The 21404-nt window shown below is 42.5% G+C and carries 13 protein-coding genes; 12 read left to right on the forward strand and 1 reads right to left on the reverse strand.

Translation table 11 applies throughout. From position 1 onward, the window contains the following. The first annotated feature begins 192 nt into the window (after nucleotides 1-192). The gene (locus AHMF7605_RS09790) at nucleotides 193-1572 is read left to right on the forward strand and encodes a sigma-54-dependent transcriptional regulator (protein ID WP_233218999.1); all 1380 of its coding nucleotides are present in this window, start codon (nucleotides 193-195) and stop codon (nucleotides 1570-1572) included. A gap of 85 nt (nucleotides 1573-1657) precedes the next feature. Here the strand turns inward: AHMF7605_RS09790 and AHMF7605_RS09795 are convergent, their stop codons facing one another. Then, a complete protein-coding gene (locus tag AHMF7605_RS09795; RefSeq protein ID WP_106928766.1) occupies nucleotides 1658-1846 on the reverse strand; it encodes a hypothetical protein in 189 nt (62 codons plus the stop codon). Nucleotides 1847-2095: 249 nt separating this feature from the next. Here AHMF7605_RS09795 and AHMF7605_RS09800 point away from each other — a divergent pair, with 249 nt between their 5' ends. From AHMF7605_RS09800 to AHMF7605_RS09855, 11 genes are all read left to right on the forward strand, one after another. Continuing rightward, nucleotides 2096-5842, forward strand: coding sequence for an nSTAND3 domain-containing NTPase (locus AHMF7605_RS09800; protein WP_106928768.1), 3747 nt, complete (start codon nucleotides 2096-2098; stop codon nucleotides 5840-5842). A 302-nt stretch (nucleotides 5843-6144) separates the two neighbouring features. Next, complete coding sequence (gene kdpF / locus AHMF7605_RS31095) at nucleotides 6145-6222, forward strand: K(+)-transporting ATPase subunit F (RefSeq protein WP_106933414.1); 78 nt, start codon at nucleotides 6145-6147, stop codon at nucleotides 6220-6222. 18 nt (nucleotides 6223-6240) lie between these two features. Beyond that, complete coding sequence (kdpA, locus tag AHMF7605_RS09810; protein WP_106928771.1) at nucleotides 6241-7956, forward strand: potassium-transporting ATPase subunit KdpA; 1716 nt, start codon at nucleotides 6241-6243, stop codon at nucleotides 7954-7956. Between the two features lie 237 nt (nucleotides 7957-8193). Continuing rightward, on the forward strand, nucleotides 8194-10236 hold the full coding sequence (kdpB, locus tag AHMF7605_RS09815; RefSeq protein WP_106928773.1) for a potassium-transporting ATPase subunit KdpB: 2043 nt from the start codon (nucleotides 8194-8196) through the stop codon (nucleotides 10234-10236). A 286-nt stretch (nucleotides 10237-10522) separates the two neighbouring features. Then, a complete protein-coding gene (locus tag AHMF7605_RS09820) occupies nucleotides 10523-11095 on the forward strand; it encodes a K(+)-transporting ATPase subunit C (protein WP_106928775.1) in 573 nt (190 codons plus the stop codon). Between the two features lie 843 nt (nucleotides 11096-11938). Next, entirely contained in the window at nucleotides 11939-13033 is a 1095-nt protein-coding gene (locus tag AHMF7605_RS09830; protein ID WP_106928780.1) for a porin, read from the forward strand. Nucleotides 13034-13186: 153 nt separating this feature from the next. Continuing rightward, nucleotides 13187-14308 carry a sensor protein KdpD gene (locus AHMF7605_RS09835; RefSeq protein WP_106928782.1) on the forward strand — a complete coding sequence of 374 codons (1122 nt, stop codon included), beginning with the start codon at nucleotides 13187-13189 and terminating at the stop codon, nucleotides 14306-14308. Then, a complete protein-coding gene (locus tag AHMF7605_RS09840; protein WP_106928784.1) occupies nucleotides 14308-16065 on the forward strand; it encodes a HAMP domain-containing sensor histidine kinase in 1758 nt (585 codons plus the stop codon). The genes AHMF7605_RS09835 and AHMF7605_RS09840 overlap by 1 nt, the downstream gene beginning before the upstream one ends. A gap of 131 nt (nucleotides 16066-16196) precedes the next feature. Continuing rightward, entirely contained in the window at nucleotides 16197-16751 is a 555-nt protein-coding gene (locus AHMF7605_RS09845) for an MCP four helix bundle domain-containing protein (RefSeq protein ID WP_106928786.1), read from the forward strand. A 413-nt stretch (nucleotides 16752-17164) separates the two neighbouring features. Next, complete coding sequence (locus AHMF7605_RS09850) at nucleotides 17165-18937, forward strand: APC family permease (protein ID WP_106928789.1); 1773 nt, start codon at nucleotides 17165-17167, stop codon at nucleotides 18935-18937. Nucleotides 18938-19206: 269 nt separating this feature from the next. Continuing rightward, a complete protein-coding gene (locus AHMF7605_RS09855; RefSeq protein ID WP_106928791.1) occupies nucleotides 19207-21159 on the forward strand; it encodes a KUP/HAK/KT family potassium transporter in 1953 nt (650 codons plus the stop codon). Nucleotides 21160-21404 lie beyond the last annotated feature (245 nt).

Here is a 21404-nt window from a genome sequence, read left to right on the forward strand (position 1 = left end):
CTATTTAACCGCCACAAAAGCACGTCTTGGACAATCCTGTTCTCCAAACCTATTAAGTTTAATCCGCAGCCATTATAACAACGTATTTAAGCGATTTGGCATAGTAAGTAGAAGTACAAAACTTAGTATAAGGCTTATTTAAGTAAACAGTTGAAAGTTAGCTTTTTGATGACGCATGACCTATAAAGTAAAATGTACCACCTTCTTAATAAAGCAGAGGAAACAATTATGACCAACGGGAATATTTTAATCATTGATGACGAAGAGAAGCTGCGCGGTTTGCTGGCCCGCATTATTAGCCTGGAAGGTTATCAGGTTTTTGAAGCGCCTACGGGCAAAGCCGGCTTGCGTTTACTCGAAAAAGAAGCTATTCAATTAGTACTCAGCGATGTAAAACTACCCGACAGCAATGGCATTGAACTCACTGCCAAAATAAAAGCCCTCTATCCTACCGTAGAAATCATCGTCCTTACGGCTTATGGCACCATTACCGACGGCGTAACCGCCATGAAAAACGGTGCCTTTGATTACCTGACGAAAGGCGACGACAACGATAAAATTATTCCGCTCGTGAGCCGGGCCATGGAAAAAGCGGTTTTGCAGCAACGCGTGCAGGAACTGGAAAAGCAGGTAAGCCGTCAATATAGTTTTGATACTATTTTGGGCACCTCTGCTGCCATAAAACAAGCCAAGGATTTAGCCGCCCGGGTGGCTCCTACCGATTCTACGGTATTGCTGGAAGGCGAAACCGGGTCGGGCAAAGAGTTATTTGCCCAAGCCATTCACGGGGGTAGTAGCCGCCGCCACAAGCCGTTTGTCGCCGTTAATTGCAGCGCTTTCCCGAAAGATTTACTCGAATCCGAAATATTTGGCTACCGCAAAGGCGCTTTCTCGGGAGCCGTGAGCGATAAAAAAGGCTTGTTCGAAGAAGCGACCGGCGGCACCTTGTTTCTGGACGAAATTGGAGAACTACCCGTAGAGTTGCAAGCCAAGTTCTTGCGGGTGCTGGAAACGCAAAATTTTATTAAACTCGGCGACACCAAACCGGTGCAGGTAAACGTGCGCCTGCTAGCCGCTACTAACCGGAATTTGCAACAAGAAGCCGAAGCCGGCCATTTTCGCCTGGATTTATATTACCGCTTGTCAACTTTTAAAATTTTGGTCCCCCCGCTGCGCGCCCGCAAAACCGATATCCCGGTGATTGCCGATTTTTTTATGCGCCGGTACGCGGCAAAAATTACCCGCCGGATAACCCAAATGGATGCGGCCTTTCTGCAAAAACTACAGGAATATCCCTGGCAGGGGAACATCCGGGAATTAAAAAATATCATCGAACGCGCCGTTATTCTGGCCGACACTGATACTTTAACCGCGGATTTGTTGCCCTCCGAGTTTCAGCAATTGGTCCTCCTTCCTGCCGCCGAGGCAAGTGAAACCGCTTTGAGCACCATCGAGCGAAGCCATATTGCTAAAATACTCCAGCAAACCAAGGGCAATAAAACCGAAACCGCCCGCCTCCTACACATTGGCCTGACCACGCTTTACCGGAAAATTCAGGAATATAACTTATAACTCAGGAGCGGTTGCTTGAGAGATAAATAGATCTTTTGAGGCTTAGCGGGGTTCTATTAGCTAAGGTATCAGCTTCTTAATGCAATTATTTTAATTTTCTTCTCGAAACAGCTGTTTTATCTAAGCGTTGGCCTGGGGTTAGTGATTGGCTCACAATTAAAGTCACCGCTTGTAAACGTTCTACTACTGGTCGCGAAAGCCAATAATAAAAATCCTCATCTTCCGGTATTTCCTTCATTAATCGCGTGGTAGAAACTAGTTCGATATCCCGCATAGGTAATTTTTGATTAGTTGCTGAATGAAATCTACACAAATCAGGCGTAAAGCTGCTCTATTCCCGTGAAAGTTGTTGTGCGTAGAGTTAACGAAGTGCTCTACGCATAATGACAGGATATTTAAATGAAGACTTAAGCTTTGAAGTATTCTTATTAAATACTTTTTGTTTAATGGTCTTTTTAAGAGGTCAATAAATATTTTAATTTAAGTTATAATTATTAAATTGAATTACAAATTATTTAAATAAATGGCAAGGCTTCAGCAAATTGAAAACAGACTTAAAGATATTAATGAAGTAGTTTTCCAAGAGCTTTGTGATTGCTACCTAGCCTTAAGGAATTCATCATACAAAGCTTTTATTCGTTCAGGTAGCCAAACCGGTAAACAAAAGACAGTAAAAGGTACGCCAGATTCTTTCTTTGTACTACCTAATGGTAGATATTTATTTGTAGAAGTTACAACGGTTGGAAATACTAGAAAAGGACAACTTTTAAAAAAGCTTATTGATGATATAAAGAAGTGCTTAAATGAAGAAAAAACAGGAATCCTAAATAAGTATATTCAAGAGATTGTATTATGCTTTAATTCAAAACTAAAGACCAATGAAGTAGAAATTTTAAATAAGTTAGTCAAGGATGCAGGTGTTTATAAACTGACTTTAGTTACCTTAAATGAATTAGCTACCCAAATTCATTTAAGGTACAGACATTTAGCTAAGGAATATTTAAATCTTTCTTTAGATACAGGTCAGTTAGTGTCTCTAGAAAAATTTATTCATAATTATAATAATAAAGGACAAAGCTTAGCTACACCTCTTGATAACAAATTTGTTCATCGTGAAACTGAACTTAAGGCAGTAATTGATTCATTTGAAAGAAATGATTTAGTAATTTTAACGGGATCTCCTGGAGTTGGTAAATCTAAGCTCGCCTTAGAAGGAATTAATAGTTTTTTAAAAACAAATTTAGATTATAATGCTTATGCCGTCTTAGATAAAAATTATGATATTTTTGAGGATTTAACTCAATATTTCGAGCCTAATAGTAAAAATATTGTTTTTATAGACGATGCTAACCGTTATGATAGACTTGCTCAAATTGTAGGATTCACTAAAGGATTAGAAAATGGTAAATTAAAGGTTGTTTTAACTGTAAGAGATTATGCTTTAAACCAGCTTAAAGATTTTCCATTTGATAACTTTCCACATGTAATTTCGATTAGTGGATTTACTGATGAACAACTTACTGATATAATAAAAAACAAACCTTTTGATATCACAAACTCTAGGTATCAAAAGGAAATATTAAGAATAGCTGATGGAAATCCTCGATTAGCTATAATGACCGCGAAACTAGCTCTTGAAAAGAATAATATTTATGCACTTCAAGATGTTTCAGACTTATTTGATCAATACTTTTCTTCTTTTATAAAAGATAATAAGTATTTCGCTAAATCTGAAGTTTTGAAGGTGTTAGGTTTAATTGCTTTTTTCAATACCTTGCCCTATGATGATGATAAAGTATTAGATAGTTTGCTCCGGAAATTTAAACTTGATAAAAACTCGTTTATTGATTCTATTGATAAATTAGAGCAATTAGAATTAATTGAAATTCAATTTGAGCATGTTAAAATTTCTGAGCAGAACTTAGCTACTTATTTCTTTTATAAGGTTTTTATTAAAGATGCTTTATTATCCTTCCAGGATTTATTAATCAGCTATTTTGAAACAAATATAGGAAGATTTCGAGATACTGTAATTCCTGCAAATAATACATTTGGTTACCGCAATGTAATTGACAAAATACGTTCTCCATTAAAAATCTATTGGAATACTATTCAATCAGACGAAGACAAAGCTTTTAAGTTTTTGCATATCTTTTGGGCTTATTTACTTAACGAATCTTTGGAGTTTGTTCTTGTGGCAATAAACCCATTAGATGTTCTGCCAATAATAGAGTATAACACTCAATATAAAACCAATGATTTTACAAGTAATAAAAATAGTTATTTAGAATTATTGAGTCGGTTTTACTCAGTTCCAAACCACTTGCAGGAGGCTGTAGAATTAAGCTTTGAATATGTAAGAAGAAAACCAAAACATTTGCCTGAACTTATAAAAAATATAGATGGATATTTTGCATTTGATATTGAGGATGAAGACTTTAGTTTTATTAGGCAGCAAAACTTATTCGATTTTATTATTGGGAAAATTAATCAGGAAGATGAATTATATGTTCACGCTTTTATAGCTATTTCTCAAAATTTTTTAAGATACCAATTTAATTACACAAGGAACGGTAGGGGAAACACAATTTATATTGGCCGTTATCCCCTGCCATTAACTTCTTCTATACAAGCAATACGCACTAAGATTTGGCAAACACTAGACTATCTATTTCCTTATTATCCAAATGAGTGTTTTAAAGTTGTTTATAACTACTCACAAAGAAGCCCAGATGTAATAGAATCTATAATGGTTTATGATTTAGAATATTTTCTGATCATTATTTCCAAACATTTTTCTTCAGAATCATTTAAGCATTGTTTTCTTGTACAAGAGTATGCAAGATGGCTTAAGAGAAATGGAATAAATAATAGTCATTACATTAATTTATTGCATCAGTTTAACAATCCTGCATATCAAATGTTTACAAAGATTGATAGAAATAGATTCAGAGATAAAGATGATTATGAGCTTAATGATTATGAAGAATATGAACGCTTAAAAGAAGAAGAAATTCGGAATTACTTCTTGTTCAGTACAAGAGAACAATTTGATTCATTCGTTCAATCATTCTTACAAATTGAAGATTGGGAAGAACTTCGACACTCAGATTTTAATCAATCATTAGATTTAATTATAGATGAAAATATCAAACAAAATACAAGTATAGGACAATACATTTTGTACTATATTCTTACGCATGATAGATTAAGAAATTATCAACTATCTCAAACTATTTTATCAATTGCAACCTCAAGCATTTTAAAGGAAAAATTTTGGCATTTTATTAAAGCTATTCCTGTAAACGAGGCTATAAATTCTTGTATAATCAATTTCTTGTCCTGTTTACCAGAAGAGGAAGTTAATGAAGAATATATTTCCGATTTAGAGGATGCAATCAATAACATTGGTCCTAATCAATATATACGTATAGCAGCTTTTGATAAGTTTTTTAAATTAAGAAATAATCTTTTTGACAATATTTTAAATATTATTTTAAATAAAAATGAAAATGAAAATTTCAAAATTAAGTTAGGACGCAACTTCTTTGAATTTGCTGTAAATTATACTCAAAATATTAATCTTTTGAAAAAAGCTTATCTCCAGCAAGATTTAATTAATAACCTTTTTGATTATAAAGGTGAAGAATTATTACTAATTTTAAACAAAGACAATACTTTTCTTAAAGATTATTTAGAATTTATTTTTAAAGACCAAGTTCATGTTAAAACATCAGAATATAAATCGTTGCATATAATTTGGCAATTATCTGACTATTCAAATTTGCTTGATGAAGCAATAGGCATTATTTGTAAGAAAGACCCATATGTTGGATTTGGAGAAAATTTTGCTAATGCATTTTTTCAAAACTTATCGGAAGAAGATAAGTCCAAAGCAGATTTTTATATTCTCCATTTTATAGAAAAATATAATAATTACAGACGTAAAATGAAGATTATATTTGACGTGTTAAGACATTCAAGGAAAGAACTTTTCGATACCGCTTTTCAAAAATATATTTCTACAAATCAGAATTTAGAGAATTTTAAAAAAATATCATGGATTGGTAATGGAGGAGTGTATAATGGTGATATAATTATTGCAGATATTCATGCTGCTGAATGGATTAGAATTTTAAATCTTATCGAAAAGTCTTCTTTAGGTATAAAAGCTATTCCTTTAAAAAGATATGTACAAGAATTGATTGATGCAGAAAAGAAAAGCGCCAATTGGGAACGTAAAAACAAATTCTTAGATGATAGGGATTAAGTATTTACACCCTCTCAAAACGACAAAACCCTTCCAAAACGGAAGGGTTTTCTTTTTCTCCCCATCTAACCAAATAGTATAAAAATGCTTACTAATAATTGATTTACAGTTAGTTAAATCAATATTCTAAGTCAATTTCATTCACTGGCATACCAATTGGCAAAGAGGACGCATACCATACCAAATAAAAACAATGGATTTTCTCTTAACGCCTCTTTTACTGCTCACCGGTTTAATCTTCTTCTGGTTGTTTTTTAAAACGGTGGATTACTTCGAAACTATTTAAACACCTCACCCACATGATGATCCTCCTCTTCTTTCTGGCTTTGGCCGTGTTCGGGTACCTGGTTTACGTTTTACTCCGGCCCGAAAAATTTTAATCCGCAACGCATATTCCCATGACAACTGAATTACTCAGCGTAATAATCACCTACGGCCTCACTTTGTTACTGGCCATACCTTTCGGCAAATACATCGCCCGCGTTTTTAAAGGCGAAAAAACTTTCCTGGACTTTTTAGCCCCGCTCGAACGGGGTATTCTGCGCTTTTCCGGCGTGGATGCCCGCCGCGAAATGAATTGGAAACAACACCTGGTAGCTTTGCTCACTATCAACATGCTCTGGTTCGGGTACGCGATGGTCGTCCTGGTAACGCAAGGCAACTTGCCCCTCAACCCCGACGGTAATCCTTCGCAAACCGCCGATTTAGCTTTTAACACCGCCATTAGCTTTTTGGTGAATTGTAATTTGCAGCACTATTCCGGCGAAAGCGGGCTCACGTATTTCTCGCAGTTAGGCGTGATTACGTTTCTGCAATTTACGTCGGCGGCTACCGGTATTGCGGCCTTAATCGTGGTGTTTAATGCCTTACGCGAGAAAACCACCCAAAACCTGGGCAACTTTTTCGATATTCTGCTGAAATCTACCACCCGTATTCTGCTGCCGCTTTGCTTCATAATGGCGGTAATTTTGGTTTTCAACGGAACACCCGCCAGCTTTGCCGGCAAAGATAGCTTAACTACTCTGCAAGGCGACAGCGTACAAGTTTCCCGCGGTCCGGCCGCCGGCATGATTGCCATTAAGCACCTGGGTACCAACGGCGGCGGTTGGTTTGGCGCCAACTCCGCGCACCCGTTAGAAAACCCCAACTACCTCACCAACATGGTCGAAATGGTGGCGCAGGTACTTATTCCCTTGGCTTTAATCTTTGCCCTGGGTTTTTACCTGAACCGCAAAAAACTGGCCTGGGTCATTTACGGCGTCATGACGGCTGGCTTCCTGCTGTTATTAATCCCGACCATTATTGCGGAAACCAGCGGTAATCCGGCTATTCGCCAGCTGGGCATCGCGCAGCAACTGGGCAGCATGGAAGGCAAAGAGATTCGATTTGGCGCTACCGCTTCGGCGTATTGGAGCATTGTTACCACGGTTATTTCTACGGGCTCGGTCAACAGCATGCACGACAGCTTTATGCCCTTGTCCGGACTCATGCAACTTTTGGCCATGATGACCAACGCCTTTTACGGCGGCTGCGGGGCCGGAATTTTAAATTTTTACATCTACATCATTATTGCGGTGTTTATTTCGGGTTTAATGGTGGGCCGCACGCCGGAGTTTCTGGGTCATAAAGTAGAAGCCCGCGAAATGAAAATTGCCGTGCTGGTAGCCTTGCTGCATCCCTTCCTGATTCTGGTCGGCACCGCTTTATCGTCCTGGACCTTTGTAAACTACCCGGAAGTAGCCTGGGCCGTGAAACCGGCTAACTGGTTAAACAACCCCGGTTTTCACGGTTTCTCCGAAATGCTGTACGAGAACACTTCGTCGGCCGCCAACAACGGTTCGGGTTTCGAAGGTTTGGGCGATAACAACATTTTCTGGAACGTAACCACCGGTTTTCTTTTAATCCTGGGCCGTTACTTACCCATTATTGGCCCCGTGGCCATCGCGGGTTTGCTGGCGAATAAAAAATACATTCCGGAAAGCGCCGGTACGCTCCGCACCGATACGAGTACCTTCGGCATCATGACCTTCGCGGTTATTATGATTATTGCCGCCCTGGCGTTTTTCCCCGCTTTGGTAATCGGGCCTATCGCGGAATATTTTACGCTTTATTAATCTATAATCTAAATCATGGCGCGAGCGTCTTCGCTCGTGTCTAAAATTTGGGAGGCCTCTGGCCGGGCGAACCGATCAACCTTAGCCAGGAGGATGTAAGTTAATTTTCCACCGGCCAGAGGCCGGACGATAGTCAGTCACGAGGCTGGAGCCTCGCGCCATTGTCGAGGTAAATTACCCAGAATGGAGCAGTGCTACTCTCAACAAGATCAATACGAATAAATAATATCAATAAAAATGACTTCTAAAAATACCTCCTTATTTCAGAAAGACCTGGTGGGCGAAGCGCTCCAGCAAGCTTTCGTGAAACTGAATCCCAAGAGCATGTTCCGCAACCCGGTCATGTTTACCGTCGAAATCGGCACCTTTATCATGTTGTTGGTCAGTGGAAGTACGCTTATCTTGCCGGATAAAACCCAAGGCAGTTTTGGGTATAATTGTACCATCTTCCTGGTTTTATTTTTAACCTTGCTGTTCGCCAATTTCGCCGAAGCCATTGCCGAAGCCCGCGGCAAAGCCCAGGCCAACAGCCTACGCAAAACCCGCGAAGAAACGCCTGCCCTGGTAGTACTACCGGATGGTTCGCAAAAAACCATTTCTTCGTCGCAGTTAAAAAAAGGCGACGTGTTTCTGGTAAAAGCCGGCGAACTCATTCCCACGGACGGGGAAATTGTGGAGGGTTTAGCGACCATCGACGAAAGCGCCATTACCGGCGAAAGTGCCCCGGTTATCCGGGAAGCGGTCGGCGATAAATCCAGCGTAACGGGTGGTACTAAAGTATTGTCGGATAAAATAAAAGTTATTGTCACTACCGAACCCGGGGAAAGCTTTCTGGATAAAATGATTGCCTTGGTAGAAGGCGCCAGCCGCCAGAAAACGCCCAACGAAATTGCCTTGACCATTCTGCTGGCCGGTTTTACCTTGGTGTTCGTGATTGTGTGCGTTACCTTAAAACCCTTTGCCGATTACGCCAACACGCCCATTACCATTGCCGCGCTGATTTCTTTGTTTGTGTGTTTAATTCCCACTACCATCGGGGGCTTGTTATCGGCAATTGGTATTGCGGGCATGGACCGCGCTTTGCGGGCGAACGTGATTACCAAATCCGGGAAAGCCGTAGAAACGGCCGGCGATATTGATGTATTGCTGCTGGATAAAACCGGAACGATTACCATTGGTAACCGCAAAGCCACCAGCTTTTACGCCCGCCATTTAATCGACGAAACACATTTTATCCGGACCAGTTATTTAAGTTCGTTATCGGACAATACCCCGGAAGGTAAATCCATTGTGGAACTGGCTAACTCACGGAACGGGAGCCCGATAAACGGGATAAAATTACCGGATTCGGCTTTTGTAAAGTTCACCGCCGAAACCCGTAGCAGCGGCGTAGACCTCCCGGACGGTACCCGCATCCGCAAAGGCGCCTACGATGCCATTCGAACCCTCACCGAAAAAGCTGGTAACCCGTTTCCGGAAGATATCGCGGTGAAGGTAAAAGACATCTCCAGTAATGGCGGCACGCCGCTGGTCGTAAGTGAAAATGAAAACGTGTTGGGTGTTATTGAGTTGCAGGATATTATAAAAACGGGTATTTCGGAACGGTTCGAGCGTTTGCGCAAGATGGGCGTTAAAACCGTAATGGTAACTGGCGACAACCCTTTAACCGCCAAATTTATCGCCGAAAAAGCCGGCGTCGACGATTTTATTGCCGAAGCCAAGCCGGAAGATAAAATGAACTACATTAAAGCCGAACAAGCCCAGGGCAAACTGGTCGCCATGATGGGCGACGGCACCAACGATGCGCCCGCCTTAGCCCAGGCCGACGTAGGCGTAGCCATGAACTCCGGTACCCAGGCCGCCAAAGAAGCCGGCAACATGGTAGATTTAGACAACGACCCCACCAAACTTATCGAAATCGTAGAAATCGGCAAGCAATTACTCATGACCCGCGGTACCCTCACTACTTTTTCCATTGCCAACGACGTCGCCAAGTATTTCGCCATTGTCCCGGCTTTGTTTATCGCGGCCATTCCGGCTTTGCAAGGTTTAAACATCATGCGCCTCAGCAGCCCCGAGAGTGCTATCTTATCGGCGGTTATTTTCAACGCGATTATTATCCCGTTTCTAATTCCGCTGGCCTTAAAAGGCGTAGAATACAAACCCATTGGGGCCAGTGCCTTGCTGCGCCGAAACTTGCTTTATTACGGTTTCGGCGGCGTTATCATCCCGTTCATCGGTATTAAAGTAATTGATATGGTAGTGTCCTTGTTTATTTAAAAATTTTAAATTTTCAGGATTATAGCTGGTTAAAACTGGCGCGAGCGTCCACGCTCGTGTCTACTATCCGGTAGGCCTCTGGCCGGGCGAACCGATAAACCTTCATTCAGAAATATACCAGTTAGTTTCCCACCGGCCAGAGGCCGGACGATAATCCTCACGAGCGTGGACGCTCGCGATAGAGTAAAGTAAAATTAATTAAAAAAGTCCCCCTTCGGAGGGGGTGGGGGGAGGATGCCCAAACTACATCCTGGCTTCTGCTAAAAAAATTTAAAAATATAGTAAAATGAAAACTTATTTAATGCCTTCTTTAAAATTAACCTTCGTGCTGCTGCTTATTTGCAGTGTGATTTATCCCCTGGTGGTAGCCGGTATTGGCAAGCTGGCCCCCGGGCAAGGCGATGGGGTTAAGTTAAGCCATAATAGCCGGGTAGTGGGATACGAAAACATTGGCCAGGCTTTTACTCAACCGCAGTATTTCCAAGGCCGCCCGAGCGCGGTCGATTATAATGCCGCGGGTTCGGCCGGTTCGAATAAAGGCCCTTCCAACCCCGATTATTTAGCAGTGGTAAAAGCCCGCGTGGACACCTTTTTGCTGCAAAACCCCACCGTAAAACGCGCCGAAGTACCCAGTGAATTGGTAACCGCTTCGGGCAGCGGCTTAGACCCGGATTTATCCGTAGCAGCCGCTACCGTGCAAATTAACCGCGTGGCCACTGCCCGTAACTTGCCCAAGGAAAAAGTAGCGGCATTAGTAAAACAACACACGCAAGCACCGCTGTTGGGTTTTCTGGGTCCGGAAAAAATCAATGTTTTAAAGTTGAATATTGCCCTGGATGAGTTGAGTGCCGGTAAGTAAGAAGGTAGATGCGGGTTGCCTATTATAAACAGTACTTTCGCGGAAGTATCAAAATGTCCCCCTTTGAAGGGGGTAGGGGGATGATATATAAGTAAGAACGTTTATTTGGCGAAAATTAGATAAATGTCAATTGCCTCTTCTAAGTTCTTACTAGGATGAAATATAAGACGACGGTTTATCTTTGGAGCCGGTACCCGTCTCCAGGTGGCGGTGCTATCTGGCTTGAACCGTAACCAGTTTGCCTCCTGGCCGGCAGACCTCGTTTGGCTCACCCCTCCGCCTACGGCACCTCCCCTTGAAAAAAGGGGAGGAGTCCTGGTCTAAGCTTCCTTTCCTCGTGCCTCGGAATTCTGCTGCGCAGAACCAGAACCTTAGAAGGCCCTCCACCGCCAAACTGGTGTCGTTTATTCTTGGCTACCGGATTCTAATACTAACTGGTAAATATGTCTTATTTGCTTCAACTTGATACAAAATTGCATATTGGATTCTCTAAATAAATGCCTAAAAACCCATAAAAGCAGTAATTAGAAGAAAAGACGCTAATCGGGGCAACAAGGGCCTGCTGGTTTTCCGGTACCGTTAGGCATTCCGCCGCGGAGCGAGGAAAGGAAAAGCAGCCCGCCCGAGTGTCCCGACGGGGCCCGCCGGCCGGAGGCAAACTCAGCCAGTAGAAACCAGCTAGCACCGCCACCTGGCAAAGGGTATCGGCGTCAAAAACCTGCTGGTAAGAGTAATAAAAGCTAACTTGCTTTTAGTTAAAAGCGCCTGTTCCAAGAAGTGCAGTTAAATAAAAATTTAAAACTTCCGGTGCTAAATCCACCTGATTATATATAAGATTACCACATGAAATCTATTTATATCTTTCTATTTATAATTACTTCCCAACTTACCTACGCGCAAACAGATACCGTAAGTACTGCTCCTGATAAAGTAACCTTCAGCGGATTTGCCGATGTGTATTACGCGTATGATTTTAATAAACCGCAATCGCACGAACGGCCGGGCTTTTTGTACAACCACAACCGCCACAACGAATTTAACGTGAACCTGGCTTTTCTAAAAGCCGCATATACTTCCGATCGAGTACGCGGTAACCTGGCGATAATGGCCGGTACGTACGCCCAGTATAACTTAGCCGCCGAGCAGGATGTATTAAAAAATATTTTCGAGGCGAATGCGGGGATGCGGTTAGCGCCCAAGCTGTGGCTCGATGCCGGTATTTTTGCCTCGCACATTGGTCTGGAAAGCGCTATCTCCAAAGATAATTATACCTTAACCCGCAGCCTGGCTGCCGAAAATACGCCTTACTACGAAAGCGGGGCCAAGTTAACCTACGAGGCTGGCCGCCAATGGGTATTTACCGGATTGGTACTAAACGGTTGGCAGAATATCCGGGAACCGGAAGGGAACTCCAGCAAAGCCATTGGTACCCAAATTCAGTTTAAACCTACCGACAAAATTCTGCTTAATTCGAGTACTTTCATTGGGAACGAGAAACCGGACAGCGTGAAACAACAGCGCTATTTTCACGATTTTTACGCTACTTTTCAGATAAGCAACCAATTGAAACTAGCGGCTATTTTTGACATCGGGGCCGAGCAGCGAGCAAATACCGGAAGTGATAATACCAACCGCGATAAATATAATACCTGGTTTAACCCCACTTTATTAGTGCATTACAATTTCACGGACCAAGTAGGTTTAGGCGCGCGCGCCGAGTATTACCACGACCCCAACGGCGTTATTATCAGCAGCGGTACCCCCAACGGATTTAAAACAATGGGTTATTCCCTGAACCTGGATTACGCGCCAACCAGTAACGTATTAATGCGGGTAGAAGGCCGCGTGCTCGACAGCCAAGACGCCATTTTTACGCGCAACAGCCAAGCCGAAGATAAATCCAGCGCAATTACTACTTCTATCGCCATTTCGTTTTAAGTAAAAAACAAATAGCTATGAACTATTTCAACTTAAATTACTGCGATAACCTTTTTCTATTCAATGGTTTAACTAAATATAAGTCTAGCGTCTAGTAGCTAATAGCTAATAGCTAACATCTAACATCCAGATACTTGTGTCTATTTAACTAATATGCCGGAAAAAGAGCAATCGGTGCAACATTTCCTCGACCTCATACAGAAGTCGAAACGGGGAAAATTTAAAATTTACATTGGCATGAGCGCCGGCGTGGGTAAAACGTACCGCATGCTGCAAGAAGCCCACGCGTTGCTTAAAAATAACATCGACGTGCAAATTGGCTACATTGAAACGCATAACCGCCCGGAAACGCACCAGTTATTAGCGGGTTTACCCATTATCTCGCGGCGTAAGTTGTTTTACAAAGGCAAAGAACTGGAAGAAATGGACGTAGCCGCCATTTTAACTATTCACCCGGAAGTAGTGCTGGTAGATGAGCTGGCCCACACCAATGTTGAAGGCTCCAAAAACGAAAAACGGTGGCAGGACGTGGTTGAACTGATTAATGCCGGAGTCAATGTAATTAGCGCGGTAAACATCCAGCACCTGGAAAGTTTAAACGCCGAAATTGAAGAAATTACCGGCATCCAGATAAAAGAACGGGTGCCCGACCGGGTGCTGCGCCTGGCCGACGAAGTGGTAAACATTGATTTAACCGCCGAAGAATTAATAACCCGTTTAAAAGAAGGGAAAATCTACGACAAATCGAAGATTGAAATTGCGCTGAGTAATTTTTTTAAAACCGAGAAAATACTGCAGCTCCGCGAAATGGCTCTACGCGAAGTGGCGCACCAGGTAGAACGTAAAATAGAAGCGGAAATTCCGGCCATTAACCAGTTAAAGCCCGAACGGTTTATGGCTTGCATTAGTACCAACGATGCGTCGGCTAAAAAAATGATTCGCAAAACGGCTCGGCTGGCCTCGTATTACAGTTCGCCCTGGCTGGTGTTATACGTGCAAACGGCCCGCGAAGCCGGCGATAAAATAGGCTTAGCGGCGCAGCGGCATTTAATCAATAACATGAAATTAGCCACCCAACTGGGCGCCGAAGTAGTAAAAGTTAAAAGCGACGACGTAGCCCAGGCCATTGTAGATACAGCCGCGCAAAAGCAAATTACTACGGTTTGCATGGGTAAACCGCATTTAAGTTTAATCCAGTACGTGTTTAAGCAAAGCATTTTCAGCAAATTACTGCAGCAATTACCCCCCGAAACCGACCTTGTAATTTTAGCCTGATGAATATTAAAACCAAACTCTCACTCGGCTTAAGCTTTTTATTCGCGGTAATTTTATTGCTGGCCGGGCTAGGAGCCTACTATGCCAACCGGCTCGCCGCCGAATCGAAAGAAGTTTTAAAAGATAATTACGAATCGCTGGAGTATGGTAAAAATATGCTGCAAGCCTCCGAGGTGTTTTTATTAGCCGATACCAGTGCATATCCACTAGCTATCAAAACTTTTGAAACCAATCTGCAGCGGCAATTAAATAATCTCACGGAAGTAGGCGAGCAGGAAATTACCTTGTCGGTTAATGAAAATTTCGATGCTCTGAAAAAGGAACTAGTTCCCAAAAAAGACCAAGGTACGGTCAACTCTTTAATAGCTGCCATCCGGCAAGATGTATTTCAATTAACGGATATTAACATGCAGGCTATTGTTCGTAAAAATAATGTGGCCCAAAAAACGGCCGACCGGGTAATTATGTACCTGGTTATTATTGGTACGTTCAGCATTCTGGTTACGCTCACGTTTATTATTAATTTTCCGGGGTATATTGCCAATCCTATCCGGGAATTATCCGAAAGTATTAAGCAGATTGCTAACCGCAACTACGAGCAACGGCTGCACTTTGCGGCCAACGACGAATTTGGCGAATTAGCCGATGCTTTTAACCAAATGGCCCGCAAACTCGACGAATACGAACACAGCAACCTGGCCCGGATCATGTTCGAAAAGCGCCGCATCGAAACCATTATCAACAACATGTCGGACGCGATTATTGGACTGGATGAGAAAAACACCATTCTATTCTCGAACAACGAAGCTACTTTACTGCTGGGCTTAACCGATGCGGACCTGGTAGGAAAATACGCTCCCGACGTAGCCCTGCATAACGATTTATTACGCCATTTGCTCTCGGAAAACGGGCAAGAGCCGCTGAAGATTTTTGATGATGGCAAGGAAAGTTACTTTGCGAAAGATGTAATTGGCATTAAGTCACCCACTACGGCCACCGAAACCGAAAAAGTAATCGGTCAGGTAATTATTTTAAAAAATATTACTCAGTTCCGGGAGCTCGACCTGGCAAAAACGAATTTTATTGCCACCATTTCGCACGAATTGAAAACGCCCATTTCGTCGATTAAAATGAGCTTAAAATTGCTGCGCGACGAACGGGTCGGGTCGGTTAATCCGGAGCAGCAAAAATTATTAGAACACATTACCGAGGACAGCGACCGGCTTCTGCGCATTACCGGCGAGTTACTCAATTTAGCGCAAGTTGAAACCGGGAATATTCAGCTGCATTGCCGCCAAACGCTGCCCAAAGAAATTATTCAGTATGCCGTTCAAGCCATCCGGTTCCAAGCGGAGCAAAAGCAAGTAAAATTAGAAACGAATATTCCAAATGAATTGCCCCCGGTAAACAGCGATTTAGAGAAAACGGCCTGGGTGCTGGTAAACTTTTTATCTAATGCCATCCGGTATAGCCCGGAACAAGCCAGCATTATTATTAGTGCGGGGTACGTTACCTCTGCCAGCAACCGGTTTGTGCGCTTTTCGGTGCAGGATTTTGGCCGGGGCATCGATGCCCGCTACAAAGACCGGATTTTCGATAAATTTTTTCAGGTGCCGGACGCTGATTCGATTAAAGGGGGAACGGGCTTGGGCTTAGCTATTTCCAAAGAATTTATTACGGCCCAGGGCGGCGCTATTTGGGTGGAAAGCGAATTAGGCGAAGGTTCTGTTTTTAGTTTTAGTTTGCCGGTAGGTTAATAGTATACATTAGCATGTTTCCCGCCCGTAAATTGCTCGCAGCCTACTTTGGGTCTGTGCTTCTAATTCCTTTTTTCGGATGATGTACCTACGTTAAAAATAAAGCATAAACTTATTATTACTATCCTAAAATGAAAACACGAAATAAACTTAAATTTAGTTTTTGGCTGCTCTTCGGTTTAGTAGTTCTGGGAGGAGCGCTGTCCTTGTATTACCTGCGCCAAATCGCCCGGAGCTCAGAGATTATCCTGAAAGACAATTATAATACTTTAACCATGACTCGAGAGATGCGAAAAGTTTTGGACAATAATGACGTACCTCTATCTGAATCAGCCACCCGGAAGTTTACGGAGGAACTAGTAAAAGAAGAAAACAACATTACGGAAAAAGGTGAAGCGGAAGCGGTTGCCCGGTTACGGCAAAGTTTTACGGTAATGAGCAATAATGCCATCACCTTAGCTGCCAGGCAACAAGCCGCCCGCTCGGCCCAATCGGCGATCCACGAAATTGAGGAACTGAATATGCAAGCGGTACTTGTAAAAACTAATACCGCTCAAAAAACAATTAAGCACGCTACCATTTATTTAAGTTTGATTGGCGGCATTACGTTTCTAATTATGTTCAGTTTTATATTCAACCTGCCCGACCTGATTAATGCCAGTATTAAAGAGCAAGTAGCGCATTAAAAAATTAATCTGGCTTAATCGTAGTTATTATTAAAAATGTAAAATTTTGCTTTATTCTATCGTAATTTCCCGGCCTTACTCAAGCAGGAAAGTATTGGCTGATAGTAAATAGAAATTAAGTTTTCCCATAACACGTTATAAGCACCAGCTGTTTGTTGGAGCCTTGTAAAGGCTCCAACAAACAGCTGGGGAGAGTAGTATACACTTACTATCCAATCTTTGGAAGCTACTATTTGGTAGCTAAAAACAAGAATTATAGAGAAGCGCTCAAAAGTTTATTTTCCTGTAGATCCGCTACGCCTGCGTCAGTAAGCCAAACAGGTAGAACATCCAGCCTAAGCCCTACGTAACAGGTTTTATATTTAATTCCGCCTGGCTACAAACGAAAAGCTTGCTATTTTGAAAATATTTACATGGATAAAGGAGATTTAACGCATGCCATTGCTCCCGCGCACGCGCCTAAATTAAAAGAGCTTCCGGCAACTGCTATTTGCGGTAACGACATTACTTCTTCTTGTTTATACGTATCAGCGCTGGCTATTATTTACGCCGGGCAATATGCCTGGATCGCATTATTAATGGTAGGGGCCGTGTTGTTTTTATTCCGGAAAATTTACGGCGAAGTAGTAGGGGCTTTACCCTTAAACGGCGGCGCTTACAATGCCTTGTTAAATACTACCAGTAAACGAACCGCTTCGCTGGCCGCTTGCCTTACCTTATTGTCTTACATGGCTACCGCCGTTATTTCGGCGAGTGAAGCCATGCATTACGTGCATCACCTGTGGGAAGGCTTGCCCGTTATGTACGCCACTATTGGTTTATTGGCCATTTTTATGGGTTTAACTATTATGGGTATTGGCGAATCTTCCTTTGTGGCGGTCATTATTTTTATCACCCACATTAGTACGCTTATCTTACTCATTCTAGTGGGCGTTATTTTTCTATTTCATCACGGCTTCGATACGTTTGCGGCTAATTTCGCGCAGCCTTTGCCGGGAGGCAGCATTTGGCGGGCTTTATTTTTTGGTTTTGCCGCGGCCATGCTGGGCATTTCGGGCTTCGAGAGTTCGGCTAATTTTGTGGAGGAACAAGAGCGGGGCGTTTTCCCGAAAACCTTACGCAACATGTGGCTGGCCGTTACTATATTTAATCCGCTTACGGCTTTTCTGGTGCTGGCCATAATTCCGATGCGCGCGGTACCCGAGCATCAGGCCGCTTTACTGGCGTATATTGGCGAAGTGGCCGGCGGACAATGGTTGGCGATCTTGGTATCGGTAAATGCGGCTATGGTCCTGAGTGGAGCGGTTTTAACGTCGTACGTGGGCGTAACCGGTTTAGTGCACCGCATGACGCTGGACCGCTGTTTGCCCCAGTTTTTACTCATTACCAACCGGCGCGGCACGGCTTACTTGATTATGGTGGCCTTTTTTCTGTTGTGCGTATCTATACTTTTAATTACCAAAGGTGATTTAGGGGCTTTAGCCGGGGTTTATACCATTTCATTCTTGTCGGTAATGGCTTTGTTTGGGGTGGGCAATATACTGCTCAAACTGCGGCGCGACCAGTTGCCGCGCCCGGTACGCGCTTCGGGGTGGGCTTTGTTTGTGGCGATTGGCGCCGTAGTAGCCGCCTTGGTGGGTAATGCCATTCTAAACCCGCCGTACTTATTTGTATTTTTAAAATATTTCATTCCCACGGTGGCTCTCGTTTATTTTATGCTGTACCGCACTACTTTGCTGCGGATGTTTACTTACCTGGTAAAGCAGTTCGAAGGACCATTTTCGAAAATATTGCCTTTTACCTCGTACCGGCTGAAAAGAAAGATTACGGAAATAAACTCGCAGCAATTTGTATTTTTTACGCGGGGCGATAATATTGCCAACATTAACCAGGTAATGCGTTACATTGAAGATAACGAACACACCAACCGCATTAAAATTGTAAATGTGCTGGGCGACAACGAACAGCCGCCGAAAAAACTAATGCACGAAGTAGACGTGCTGGACCGGGCTTACCCGGATATGGACGTAGATTTTATTGTTCTCAAAGGGCATTTTGGTCCCCAATTAATTGATGAGTTATCTAAAAAGTGGAATATACCCAAAAACTTTATGTTCATTGGTTCGCCTGGTCAACGGTTTCATTATGGTTTACAAGAACTGGGTGGGGTACGATTGGTAATTTAACCGGGGATAGAAGTAGTTATGCAAACAGGCTTTTCTTATGCGCCCGTACCAGTAAAAGAAGGCTATATAAATAAATTAGTAATTACCTTTGTGCGGTATTCATGACCAAAATTATTACCTGGTTATTCATTCACCTGAACAAAGTCAGATGCTGGTTTTTCCTTCTCACCATCTTACTTTATTATTACCCTATAAATAATTACAACCTTCCATTCGCAACAAAGTTATAAAGGGAGGCAGTTAGTACGATATGTTGATTTATTGTAAAAATGTCAAAAAACCATAATCACTCGCATAACCGGCTTTCTACGGCCGGTTTACTAATTGCTCTGGGTATTATCTACGGCGATATAGGTACTTCGCCGTTGTACGTTATGAAAGCCATCATCTTGAGTGGGGGCAGTATTGTGAATCTGGAGTTAGTTTACGGCGGCGTTTCCTGCGTTTTCTGGACGATAACCTTGCAAACCACCCTGAAATACGTGGTACTTACTTTACGGGCCGATAATAACGGGGAAGGGGGTATTTTTTCGTTGTATACTCTGGTGCGGCGCAAAGCCAAATGGCTCATTATTCCGGCTATTATCGGGGGAAGCGCTTTGCTGGCCGATGGTATTATTACGCCTCCTATTTCGGTGTCGTCGGCGATAGAAGGATTACGCATTATTAATCCCGATCTGCCCACGGTACCTATTGTACTGGCTATTTTAACGGTATTATTTATTGCGCAAAGCTTCGGTACACAAATAGTAGGTAAAGCTTTCGGACCCATCATGTTTATTTGGTTTACCATGCTGGCGGTACTGGGAATCACGAATATTCTGGATCATCCGGAAGTACTAAAAGCCATTAATCCGTATCACGCCTACCGCTTGCTGGTGCTTTACCCGGGAGGCTTTTGGCTGTTAGGCGCGGTTTTTTTGTGTACCACCGGAGCCGAAGCTTTGTACTCCGACCTAGGGCATTGCGGCCGCGAAAATATCCGGATTAGCTGGATTTTTGTAAAAACTTGTTTGCTGTTAAATTACTTTGGCCAGGCCGCCTGGTTATCGCAGCACCTGAATCAAAAACTGGGGGAGAACGACAATCCCTTTTATGGTGTCATGCCCGATTGGTTTTTAATCATCGGGATTGTTATTGCTACTATTGCCGCTATTATCGCCAGTCAGGCCTTAATTACGGGTTCTTTTACTTTAATCGGCGAAGCCATCCGGCTTAATTTGTGGCCCAAAGTACGCTTAATTTACCCTACTAATGTAAAAGGACAGTTATTTGTACCCAGCGTTAATAAATTATTGTGGGCGGGTTGCGTGGCCGTGGTACTGTACTTTCAGGAATCTACTAACATGGAAGCTGCTTACGGCTTATCCATTACGGTAACCATGCTGGCTACTACTATTTTAATGAGTTATTATTTATATCTGAAGAAATTTTCTAAGCTGATCATTTATTTATTTTTAGGTATTTATTTAACGATTGAGGTGTCTTTTCTGATAGCTAATTTACTAAAATTCCCGCACGGGGGCTGGGTATCGGTAGCTATTGGTTTGCTCCTGATTACCGTGATGTATACCTGGATTCGCTCTTTTTACATTAAGCGCCGCTTAACGGAAGAGGTAAGATTAGATCGTTATATAGAACCCTTAAAAGAATTAAGCGAAGATGAATCTATTCCCAAATACTCGACGCATTTAATATACATGACCAGTGCCGAACGTAAAAGCGATATTGAATCTAAAATTATTTATTCTATTTTTCAGAAACGCCCCAAAAGGGCCGATATCTACTGGTTTCTGCACGTAAATACCACCGACGATCCGTACACGATGGAATATAAAGTGCATCATATTGCAAAAAACGATATTATCCGGGTAGATTTTAATCTAGGCTTCCGGGTAGAGCAACGCATTAACTTATACTACCGGAAAGTGGTGGAGAACCTGGTGAAAAATAAAGAAGTGGATATTACCAGTCGGTACGAATCTTTAAGTAAACAGAATGTAATCGGCGACTTCCGGTTTGTGGTACTCGAAAAGTACTTATCCGTCGAAAATGACCTGCCTTTGGATGAAAAGCTAATTATGCAAGCCTATTATTATATTAAAGATTTTACCGCTTCCGAAGACAAGTGGTTTGGCCTGGATACCAGTTCGGTTAAAATTGAAAAAGTACCCTTAGTCATTAATCCCATCCACAATGTAGATTTAAAACGCGTAGAGTAAAGCAAGCGAATAAGGGTTTCTATAAATTAATAGCAGACTAAAATAAAAAACGTATTAGAGTTTTGGTCTCTGAGGCTGGTCCCCGTCTCCAAGTTATGGTGCTGATGCGTTTCCTCAACTTAGTTTGCTTCCCGGCTGGCCGCGTTAATTGGCTCTGCTAACCTGTTACGCGGAAGAATTAATAAAATTGTTGCTTTCCTGTTTACTGATTTTGTACTTTTATAAAATACTACCTACTTCGCGGA

Origin of the sequence: Adhaeribacter arboris (genome assembly GCF_003023845.1) — a bacterium.
In the GTDB taxonomy this organism is placed as follows: Bacteria; Bacteroidota; Bacteroidia; order Cytophagales; family Hymenobacteraceae; genus Adhaeribacter; species Adhaeribacter arboris.

What these genes read in the sequence shown, in the direction of transcription:
- AHMF7605_RS09790 (WP_233218999.1), top strand. Translation starts at nt 193, where the DNA reads ATGTACCACCTTCTTAATAAAGCAGAGGAAACAATTATGACCAACGGG.
- AHMF7605_RS09795 (WP_106928766.1), bottom strand. Translation starts at nt 1,846, where the DNA reads ATGCGGGATATCGAACTAGTTTCTACCACGCGATTAATGAAGGAAATA.
- AHMF7605_RS09800 (WP_106928768.1), top strand. Translation starts at nt 2,096, where the DNA reads ATGGCAAGGCTTCAGCAAATTGAAAACAGACTTAAAGATATTAATGAA.
- kdpF (WP_106933414.1), top strand. Translation starts at nt 6,145, where the DNA reads ATGATCCTCCTCTTCTTTCTGGCTTTGGCCGTGTTCGGGTACCTGGTT.
- kdpA (WP_106928771.1), top strand. Translation starts at nt 6,241, where the DNA reads ATGACAACTGAATTACTCAGCGTAATAATCACCTACGGCCTCACTTTG.
- kdpB (WP_106928773.1), top strand. Translation starts at nt 8,194, where the DNA reads ATGACTTCTAAAAATACCTCCTTATTTCAGAAAGACCTGGTGGGCGAA.
- AHMF7605_RS09820 (WP_106928775.1), top strand. Translation starts at nt 10,523, where the DNA reads ATGAAAACTTATTTAATGCCTTCTTTAAAATTAACCTTCGTGCTGCTG.
- AHMF7605_RS09830 (WP_106928780.1), top strand. Translation starts at nt 11,939, where the DNA reads ATGAAATCTATTTATATCTTTCTATTTATAATTACTTCCCAACTTACC.
- AHMF7605_RS09835 (WP_106928782.1), top strand. Translation starts at nt 13,187, where the DNA reads ATGCCGGAAAAAGAGCAATCGGTGCAACATTTCCTCGACCTCATACAG.
- AHMF7605_RS09840 (WP_106928784.1), top strand. Translation starts at nt 14,308, where the DNA reads ATGAATATTAAAACCAAACTCTCACTCGGCTTAAGCTTTTTATTCGCG.
- AHMF7605_RS09845 (WP_106928786.1), top strand. Translation starts at nt 16,197, where the DNA reads ATGAAAACACGAAATAAACTTAAATTTAGTTTTTGGCTGCTCTTCGGT.
- AHMF7605_RS09850 (WP_106928789.1), top strand. Translation starts at nt 17,165, where the DNA reads ATGGATAAAGGAGATTTAACGCATGCCATTGCTCCCGCGCACGCGCCT.
- AHMF7605_RS09855 (WP_106928791.1), top strand. Translation starts at nt 19,207, where the DNA reads ATGTCAAAAAACCATAATCACTCGCATAACCGGCTTTCTACGGCCGGT.